The sequence below is a fragment of the Vibrio sp. 2033 genome (assembly GCF_033339735.1).
Genome location: NZ_JAWOVC010000053.1, coordinates 1 through 6,085, shown reverse-complemented (window position 1 = coordinate 6,085; position 6,085 = coordinate 1). Strand labels below are relative to the sequence as shown.

The window sequence follows — 6,085 nt, the reverse complement described above, 5'->3', positions numbered from 1 at the left end:
AGCGTTGGGGCACGTCAGCCCAGTTGAGTACGAAAGTATGTAGTTATGTACTGTCTACTTTTTGTGGGGTACACCAGTGCTATACGCTGGTAGCAGTTTACTTATCGTCTACTAACATGATAATATCGCCTTGCTTAAATAGGTAATTTGGAGGTTCATATGAGCCAAGAAGATGCAAAAAGAATTTTAGATGGTCTAGAAGAATTTGTACAAGAAGCAACATCTAGTGAACAGAAAGCTAGAGAAGCATTATTGGCTGCTGGCTTGATAAAAGCTGATGGGCAGCCTGAGGAACAATACAAGGCATAATGTATAAACATCATCCGTCATTGGTTTTAGGGTTTCATGCTTGTGAACGTGAGATCGGTGAAGACATATTAAGAGGTGATAAAGGCTTCAAAGCGAGTGAAAACGAATTCGATTGGCTCGGTCATGGAATGTACTTTTGGGAGAATAGCCCTCATAGAGCGGAATCTTATGCAAGAGAGCTAAAGGAAGTACGTGGCAAGTTGAAAGATCCAATGGTTATTGGAGCAATCATCCATTTAGGATATTGTTTTGACTTGCTTGAGTCTCACTCGCTTAATGTTTTGAAGGCTCAGTATGACGCTTTATCGAAAGTCTATACTGCAGCTAATCTAGAATTACCTAAGAATGAGCCAGTTCACGGGAAAGATATTGATAAACTATTTCGAAAATTAGACTGCGCTGTTTTTCAATTTATGAATACAGAAATGGAACGAAAAGATGAAAAGACATTCGATTCCATACGGGGGGCTTTTTGGGAAGGTGATGAGCTATACCCATCTGCTGGCTTTAAGCAGAAAAATCATATCCAAATTTGTGTCCGAAACCCAAATTGTATAAAAGGCTACTTTCGACCACTTCAGTTAGACACTGACTACCCAAGAGTGTAGTCCACAGCACATAACAAAGCATTTAAGACTGATTCCCAACGCATGGCATTTTTCATTCCATCGTTGGGTTTTGTGTTTATGGCGCCTAGGTTCTAGCAGGGTGGTAGCGTTGCTCACAGCTTAATGCGGCGTTAGTACGGGTTTGACATCAAAGGTCATAAGTTTTGGTGTTTATCTGTTTTGGCGCTCGTGTTTACACCTTTCAGTTAGTGCCTTTCACGTTCTTTCCGGTGGCACTATATGCGGAGTGTTTGCTTTGATTTCACCGTTTACGGTCTGTAACTCTTAACCTATTTCTTTGGCGCTTCTTCGTTTTCGTTGTACTTCCTAAGTTAATCTCGTCGTTCGTTGGGTATTGCCATCAAAGTGCGAGGATCGAATTCTTTTCTAATTTGCAGTCAGTGAAAGTAGGGGAGTTAAGTGCGTTTTTCTTTTAGCCAACTTCCGTCTTTCAATCGGGGCAAAGTTTTGTAGTTGCCCGTCTCACTTCAATGTTCAAATCCTTTCATATCATGCCAGTTTTCAATATCTTGGAACGCATAAATAGAAGTAGTGCATGTACTAACAAATTGCTTAAGAGTGATTCGTAACGCGTGGCATTTTTACTTTGCAGTGGCTTATGTGATTAAGGCGCTGTGCGGTAGCTTTTGTATTGCGTTACTCACACCTTAGCAAGGCGTTAGCTGTATTATGGAGTAAGCACAATGATTACAATTAGAAATTACAGCGTAGAAGATGCCAAAGCTCTATGGAATATTCACTTTTATACAATTCGGAATATTAATATTCGTGACTATTCTCAAGCTCAAGTCGAAGCTTGGGCTCCAGAACGTATAGATCCGTCAGTCTGGGAAAAACGGATGAAAGGATTATCTCTTTTTGTTGCTGAAATAGACGGTATCATTGTTGGCTACACAGATTTACAAGCAAGTGGGCTTATAGATCATTTCTTTTGTCACCATGAGTATCAAGGCAAAGGTGTAGGTAAAGCTTTAATGCATCATGTTTTTCAGGTTGGCAATTCGCGCGGTATAAAACGTTATTTTTCTGAAGTCAGTATCACTGCTCGTCCATTTTACGAACACTTCGGTTTTAAAGTAGTTCAAACCCAAGAAATGGAAGTCCGTGGTCAAAAACTAAAAAACTTTGTCATGGAAAAATACAGCTAACAAATTGTTCAAGAGGGATTCACAACGCGTGGCATTTTTACTATGCGTTAAGTTTATTGTTTAAGGCGGTATGCAGCAGCTTCGGTATTGCGTTGTTCACCCCTTAACAAGGCGTTAGCCCTATCAGAGGAAAATAATGAAATCTGCAGTATTAGTTATTGATGTTCAGTCGATTCTGTTCGACCCGGAACCTCAACCATTTGAATCACAAATCGTACTCAACAAAATTAATGAGGTTACGAAATTTGCGCGCGCTAAGTTTGTCCCAGTTATCTTTGTCCAGCACGAGCAGCCTAAATCTGTTATTGAATACGAAAGCGCTGGTTGGGCATTGCAGTCGAGCTTAATTACACAAACTGGTGACCATTTCGTTCGCAAAACAACACCAGACTCGTTCTTGAATACTAATCTTCAAAGTGTTTTGAATGAACTCGATGTAGATAGCTTAATTGTGTGTGGCTACGCCTCAGAGTTTTGCGTTGATACCACCATTCGTAGAGCAGCAGGTTTAGGTTATCCAGTAACTTTGGTTTCGGATGCTCATACAACTCATGATAAGGAACACGCCAGTGGGGCTCAAATTCGAGAGCACCACAATGCCACGTTACCTAATATTTCGAGTTTCGGTGTCAAAATCGAAGCGGTAGAGGCGCGCAACCTTTGGGCATAGGGCTAACAATCAATTTAAGAGTGATTCAGCACGCTTGGCATTTTTAGTTTGGGTTAAGTTTGGTGATTACGGTGGTTAAATTGAGTGTCGTGGTCGCGTGCTTCACACCTTAATTGGGCGTTAGTACGGGGTTGGCTCCAAAGGTCAAAATTTAGGTGTTTATCTGTTTCGTGCCTTCGCTTTACACCGGATCAAATGTGCTTTCCACGTTCTTTCCGGTGGCACTATATGCGGAGTGTTCGCTTAGATTTCACCGTTTACGGTGTCTAACTTTTTGGCTATTTCTTTGGCGTGGCTTCTCTTGTGTGGTTGGTTTTTGCCTTAAATTCGCTTCTTTGGTGCGGTTGTAAAAGTTAGGTGACCGAATCCTTTGCTAATTTGAATCTGGTCAAAATAGGGTAGTTTGGCGTGTTTTTCTTCTCGCCAACTTGCGTTTTGAGGTTGAGTTCTAGTTTGTCAGTTGTCCCTTTAGCTTCAGCGTTTTAAGCCACAAGTTTCGTGCTATATTTCAACATCTTGGTGCATACCAAAAGGTTTAGGAACAGTGTACTAACAAACAATTTAAGAGTGATTCGGCACGCGTGGCATTCTTGGTATGCGTTGGTTTTAGTGGTTAAGGTGGTATGCGGTAGCATCGGTATTGCGTGCCTCACACCTTAATTGGGCGTTATATGATATGAGGGTTTGATAGTGAGGTTACCCAGAAAGTTAGATCGTCAACTCGGGTTTTATATTTGGGGATGCATTATTATCGCAGTGGCTTGGCCTTTAGTTATCCCGCTCGCTATTATTTGGGGTGCTTACAAAGCACTCTCTTTGATAATATCCAGCTGGTGTTCTAGCTGTAGTAAGCCCTTTTCTATGTATAAAGCGAAATCTATCGTAATAAAATCATATTGGGAAAAGGCGTGTTTAGATGGCTCTCCCGACTTGCGATATAAACGAAATGCTAAACACTATGAGCTACGTGAAACTTGGGTTTGCAAGCGTTGTGCGTTGACAAAAGTGAAAGAAGTCTCTCGTGTCGATTCATATTAATCATATAACAAACTGTTTAAGAGTGATTCGCAACGCGTAGCATTTTTACTATGCGTTGCGTTTGGTGTTTAAGGTGGTATGCGGTGACTGCGGTATTGCATTGCTCACACCTTCACAGGGCGTTAGTACGGGTTTGACATCAAAGGTCATAAGTTTTGGTGTTTATCTGTTTTGGCGCTCGTGTTTACACCTTTCAGTTAGTGCCTTTCACGTTCTTTCCGGTGGCACTATATGCGGAGTATTCGCTTTAATTTCACTGTTTACGGCTTCTAACTCTTAGCTTGTTTCTGTTGGCGCTTCTTCTCTTTCGTGGTTTTTACTAAGTCAGAATTGCCTTTCTTTGGTGTTGCCGTCGAAGTGCGAGGAACGAATCCTTTTCTAATTTGAGGTCAGTAAAAGTAGGGGAGTTCAGTGCGTTTTTCTTCTAGCCAACTCACGTTTCTCAATGGCGGTAAAGTTTTGTAGCTGCCCGTCTCACTTCAGTGTTCAAAGCCTTTCATATCATGCCAGTTTTCAATATCTTGGAGCGCATAAATAGAAGTAGCGCATGTACTAACAAATTGCTTAAGAGTGATTCGTAACGCGTGGCATTTTTACTTTGCGGTGGCTTATGGTGATTAAGGCGCTGTGCGGTAGCTTTTTTATTGCGTTACTCACACCTTAGCAAGGCGTTAGCATACTTTGATAGGAGTTCAGATGGCTACGATAGTCGAACAAATTGTTAATCGTGAAATTGACTCGGTCATCGTGTACGAATCTGACCAAGTTATAGCTTTTGCAGACCATGATCCAATCAACTTTGGGCATATTTTAATTTGTCCTAAGACTCAATACCGTACTTTCATTGACCTGCCTGAGTCTGTGTTTTTTGAGGTCACCGACGTTGCAAGAGATTTATATAAACGTATAGAAGCTAAGTTCAATCCCGATGGTATCGGCTTTATGCAAAACAATGGAGAGACACCTCATTTCAACGAGCTCGATCACTACCATTTGCATATTTTCCCTAGGTTTCATGGCGACCAGTACGGTTGGGTTAGTAGTGAACTTGGAATTCAAACTATGGATAAACTAAGAGAATCACTTAAAGATCTATGAGCATTGAAAAAGTATGCTAACAAATTGTTCAAGAGTGATTCGGCACGCGTGGCATTTTTGTCATGCGTTGGTTTTAGTGGTTAAGGTGGTATGCGGTGGCTTAGGTATTGCGTGCCTCACACCTTAACAAGGCGTTAAGTTTCAAGAGGTAACTATGGACGATAGGTTTAAATCTTGGGTTGCAATGGCTAGCCATTTCATTGGTGAGCACTTTGATCATTGCAAACCTTTTCTAGATAAAGATTTTCAAAACATGCATCCCATGGTTAGGTTTGTAAGTACCCAGTTGTACTTATCTTGTCACTTTAGCTCAGAGAGTTCACTTATTTTGTTGCAGCACGGTCAAGAGTGGGATGCTGAAATTATTAACCGTACGATAATTGAAGGTGTTACCAAGTACATTTACATGCTGAATGGCTCTGAAGAGGAAGTGCTAACGAAAGTTAATGAATATTGGGAGATTCTTCCCAGTTATTCTGCTATTAAACGAAGTGATCGTGCGAGTTCTTTGCTAGCAGAAGTCGACCCACAAGATATGCATAATTGGATTTCAATTCAAGATCTAACACTAGAACCAGAACAAGTGGACAGTATTCGAGGTGATACAAATAAGCAGCAACGAAAACTGCTAGAACAAAAGTGGTCGTTTAGCCACATCATACAAGAGTTTAGCAAGTCTAATGATGCGAGGCTTAATCCTTTGATCCATCTAGGCTATAACTACGGGATGAGTAGTCACCTTATCCATAAAGATGGTGACGGTGTTGCTATGGTGTGGGAGCGATGTGTACGTACGACAGAAGAACAAGCGTGGGTTAAAGCCGCGCATATAGCTCGGTCTATTTCTGATCTCTGCACTTTTGCTGAAATGCGTTCACTATTTCTATTTCAGTTTTGTGGTGAAAATCCAGATTTTTCCAACACCTTGAGACAAAACTATGAGCCACTGTTTGCAAATTTAAAAGCCGCATTGCAAGAATTTAATACCAACGAATATGAAACTTAACAAACTGTTTAAGAGTGATTCGCAACGCGTGGCATTTTTACTATGCGTTGGTTTTAGTTTTTAAGGTGGTATGCGGAGGCTCTGGTATTGCGTTGCTCACACCTTAACAGGGCGTTAGTCGCCAGAAAAAGCTAGCAATCAAAATCATGTTTCTTAGCTCAAAATTTGGCAGCTGTTTGTTTGGTAT

General features: G+C 41.1%; 6 protein-coding genes. All 6 read left to right on the top strand.

Annotated features, from left to right (window positions below):
• The first annotated feature begins 159 nt into the window (after positions 1-159).
• The 6 genes from R7P74_RS24255 to R7P74_RS24225 all read left to right on the top strand — a co-directional run bounded on the left by R7P74_RS24255 (position 160) and on the right by R7P74_RS24225 (position 5,898).
• Complete coding sequence (locus R7P74_RS24255) at positions 160-309, top strand: hypothetical protein (RefSeq protein ID WP_262688036.1); 150 nt, start codon at positions 160-162, stop codon at positions 307-309.
• Positions 309-917 (top strand): hypothetical protein, encoded by a 609-nt coding sequence (locus R7P74_RS24250; protein WP_262688034.1) that lies wholly within the window; start codon positions 309-311, stop codon positions 915-917. Before R7P74_RS24255 ends, R7P74_RS24250 begins: the two co-directional genes overlap by 1 nt.
• Positions 918-1,621: 704 nt before the next feature.
• Positions 1,622-2,086, top strand: coding sequence for a GNAT family N-acetyltransferase (locus tag R7P74_RS24245; RefSeq protein ID WP_213971161.1), 465 nt, complete (start codon positions 1,622-1,624; stop codon positions 2,084-2,086).
• 136 nt (positions 2,087-2,222) lie between these two features.
• Entirely contained in the window at positions 2,223-2,756 is a 534-nt protein-coding gene (locus R7P74_RS24240; RefSeq protein WP_262635683.1) for a cysteine hydrolase family protein, read from the top strand.
• A 1,734-nt stretch (positions 2,757-4,490) separates the two neighbouring features.
• Positions 4,491-4,892: an HIT family protein gene (locus tag R7P74_RS24230; protein WP_054577320.1), complete on the top strand. Its 402-nt coding sequence runs from the start codon at positions 4,491-4,493 to the stop codon at positions 4,890-4,892.
• Positions 4,893-5,046: 154 nt separating this feature from the next.
• Positions 5,047-5,898: a DUF5677 domain-containing protein gene (locus R7P74_RS24225; protein ID WP_262635684.1), complete on the top strand. Its 852-nt coding sequence runs from the start codon at positions 5,047-5,049 to the stop codon at positions 5,896-5,898.
• Positions 5,899-6,085: the final 187 nt, after the last annotated feature.